Origin of the sequence: Bacillus sp. 7884-1 (assembly GCF_002272245.1) — a bacterium.
In the GTDB taxonomy this organism is placed as follows: Bacteria; Bacillota; Bacilli; order Bacillales; family Cytobacillaceae; genus Neobacillus.
Genome location: NZ_NPDD01000060.1, coordinates 1 through 3,361, shown reverse-complemented (window position 1 = coordinate 3,361; position 3,361 = coordinate 1). Strand labels below are relative to the sequence as shown.

Genomic DNA, 3,361 nt, shown 5'->3' with positions numbered 1-3,361 from the left:
CCGCGCGGACCATCGGAAAGATTAGTCCCTAATAAGGGGTATTGAGGACTAAACTCATAAGCCGCCAGAAGTTTTAGAAAAGAGCCTTTGGAGAAATGTCTATTGATTCGACTCTTTAATAATTTCAGCATAAAATTTAATTGCCTGGATAAAATTGTCCTTGCTGACGTGTTCGTTTGAACCATGCATTCTGTTTAAGTCCTCAGAGGTAATTTGTACGGGTAAAAATCGATAGGTATTATTCGAGATACTATCATAATGCTTTGCGTCAGAACCAGCAAACATTAAGTATGGAGCAATAATGGCATTTTGATAAACATTTCTTGCTGCCTGCTGAATCGATTTAAATTCCCATCCATTAATAGAAGAAACCTTTGAGGCTTCACTGCCTGAGATTGTCACTTTGATATCATCATCTTCGATGGTATCTTCAATAAAGGTCTTGACTTCTTCTAAAGAATCGCCAGGCATCAGGCGGTGATTAATATAAGCTGTTGCTTTCTCAGGTAAAGCATTATATTGCTCGCCAGCTTGAAAAATAGTTGGAGCAATGGTGGTTCTAATTAAAGCGGCAGTCGCAGGCTGCTGCAATAGTATTTGTTCAATAATCGGCTCGAAAATGATTTTGTTTGCAAAAACGTATTTCATCTCAAAGCTCATTTCTGGTGCAACGTATTCAAATAAGTCTTCACCAGGTCCTCGTAGATCTCCGGTAAATTGTGTATCCTCTAGCTTGGCAATGGCGCTGGCAATTCTACCGATATTGGTTTGATTTCTTGGTTGAGAGGAGTGACCTCCACTGCCTTCGATGGATAATTCAGCCGTGGCAGACCCTTTTTCAGAAATTCCTACAACTCCCACAGGCTGGTCAACGCCCGGAACCATGTTTTCAACTATCGCTCCACCCTCATCTAATACAAAATCAAACGTGATTCCTCTTTCTTTCAAGGTATTTACAATTTCCAGGGCTCCTTCGTCACCGCCAATTTCTTCATCAAAGCCAAACATAATATAGACATCTCTAGCGGGCTTGAATCCGTCATTGACCAAGAACTCCACTGCTTCTAGTATTCCGATAACACCAATTTTGTCATCCAAAGTACCGCGGCCCCATATTTTGCCGTTTTCCACTGTTCCACTGAAAGGAGAATGTTCCCAATTTTCCTCTGTTCCATCTAAAACAGGAACAACATCATAATGACTAGTTAGACCAATGGGGTTTTTACTAGAATCTGAACCTTTCCATTTATAAATTAGAGCATATTCATTTATTTTTTCTAATTCGAGATGGTCGTGAACCGCTGGGTAACTCTCCTCAAGAAAAGAAATAAACTTAGTGAATTCTGTAAAGTCAAATTTACTACGGTCCTGGTAGGATACTGTTTTAAAAGTAATAGCTTGAGATAAGTGCTCAACCGCTTTTCCCTCGTCAATCAAAACGTCTGTTGGTTTTGGAGAAGGTTGTTTAGATTTAACCAGCAATGTGTTGAAGGCGGTTACAATAATAAAAATTAAAACCAGTCCGCCAATGATACGAAAGAATAGTCTTCTTTTTTTCATAATAGGCTGCCCTCCATTCTTATTTCTATTGTTCAATATTATGAAGGGGAATACCTTTAATAGAATAGTTGATTTTCAATCATATTTGGCTGAAAAATTATATCTGCTTTAAATGAATATATCTGCGTTCCCACTTGAATTGAAAAACTATTTTAAAAATTCTTTGCAGTTTCGCGCGATATTTTGTATATTAATATAGTTAATATTGTAGCTATTTACTTATTTAACAATCAGTTATTTCAAAAAATAATATATTTTATATAATATTTGTAAAATCTGGATTAACATTCCTTTTTTTACAATCAGCGGAGGGTTTTTATGGAACGAAAATTACCATTAAAAGAAACTATTGCCTTAGGCTTTTTTATGTTTGCCTTATTTTTAGGTGCCGGAAATATAATTTTCCCGCCATTACTTGGACAGCAAGCTGGTGAATCCCTTTTATCAGCTATCATTGGATTTTTAGTCACGGGTGTGGGATTACCCGTTTTGGCTGTCTTCACAATCGCGAGGTCAGGGGGAGATTTAAATGACTTATCCAAAAGAGTACATCCCACATTTGCGAAAGTCTTTCCAGTTATTATTTATTTAACAATTGGGCCGTTTTTCGGAATACCTAGAACCGGTACAGTAACCTATGAAATTGGTGTTGCACCATTTCTATCAAATGAAAGCAGTATGGGATTATTTATTTCAACATTTGTATTTTTCCTTATCACCTTTTGGCTGGCACTCAATCCTGCAAAGCTAGTAGATCGTGTTGGGAAAATTCTAACTCCGTTACTTTTACTATTAATCCTAGTGATTTCCATAAGAGGATTTTCTTCACCGATTGGTTCAATTGGTGAGGCGGTAGGAAAATACAGAGATGGAGCGTTTTTTGGCGGGTTTGTCGAAGGTTATTTAACAATGGACGCAATTGCCGCTCTTGTTTTTGGAGTTGTTGTGATTAATCGAGTTCAAGAAATGGGAATAAAGACAGCATCCGCTGTTCGTTCTTATACGATTAAGGCAGGGATCATTGCAGGGGCTGGGTTATCGTTTGTCTATATATCCTTATCCTATATTGGGGCAACCAGTGTTGAGGGTGTTGGAATGCAGGAAAATGGCGGAGCTATTCTCTCAGTAGTCACTTCACTGTTATTCGGTCCATTCGGGTCCATCATTCTTGCGTTGGTTATTACCGGAGCGTGTTTAACCACTTCAGTAGGTTTGGTTGCTGCATGTAGTGAGTATCTAAGTCAACGATTTACTAGACTTTCCTATCCTATTGTCGTCACCATACTTTGTTTATTTAGTTTCACAATGGCAAATCTAGGATTAAGTCAATTAATTTCTGTTTCAATACCACTCCTAATTAGTATATATCCGATTGCGATTGTCCTAGTGGTATTATCCTTATTGCACTCCTATATACCAGTGTCGAGGGCTGTTTATATAGGTGCAATAATTGGTGCAGGGATTGTTAGCATTTACGATGGTTTTACCACTGCCGGTATTGAAGTAGCATCCATTTCGACAGCACTCACTTTCATTCCACTTTACACGAATGGATTAGGATGGCTGCTCCCAAGCATTGTGGGCGGGCTGCTAGGATTACTTTATCAATATGCAAAGCTTTTTAATAGGGTAGCTTCATCAAAATAGTGGGACCAGGGGAATAGACCGGAGGGACGGTTCTGTTGGCCTTTTTTTAAGGAAAAGTGAATGAAAAAACACCATAAGAATTGTCCTAACGGGTTCAATTTGAATTAATATTCTAAATTAAAAGTAAAATTGAACACAAAAAAGGCAGCGGCAC

Annotated in this window: 2 protein-coding genes; one reads left to right on the top strand and one right to left on the bottom strand. The window is 38.2% G+C overall.

Annotated features, from left to right (window positions below; all coding sequences use genetic code 11):
• Nucleotides 1–99: 99 nt before the first annotated feature.
• Nucleotides 100–1,560, bottom strand: coding sequence for a M20 family peptidase (locus tag CHI06_RS07830; protein ID WP_095247869.1), 1,461 nt, complete (start codon nt 1,558–1,560; stop codon nt 100–102).
• Between the two features lie 318 nt (nt 1,561–1,878).
• Here CHI06_RS07830 and brnQ point away from each other — a divergent pair, with 318 nt between their 5' ends.
• Complete coding sequence (gene brnQ / locus CHI06_RS07825; RefSeq protein ID WP_095247868.1) at nt 1,879–3,207, top strand: branched-chain amino acid transport system II carrier protein; 1,329 nt, start codon at nt 1,879–1,881, stop codon at nt 3,205–3,207.
• Nucleotides 3,208–3,361 lie beyond the last annotated feature (154 nt).

Excerpts from the sequence above, each read along its gene's own strand:
- CHI06_RS07830 (WP_095247869.1), bottom strand. The coding sequence starts at position 1,560 with ATGAAAAAAAGAAGACTATTCTTTCGTATCATTGGCGGACTGGTTTTA.
- brnQ (WP_095247868.1), top strand. The coding sequence starts at position 1,879 with ATGGAACGAAAATTACCATTAAAAGAAACTATTGCCTTAGGCTTTTTT.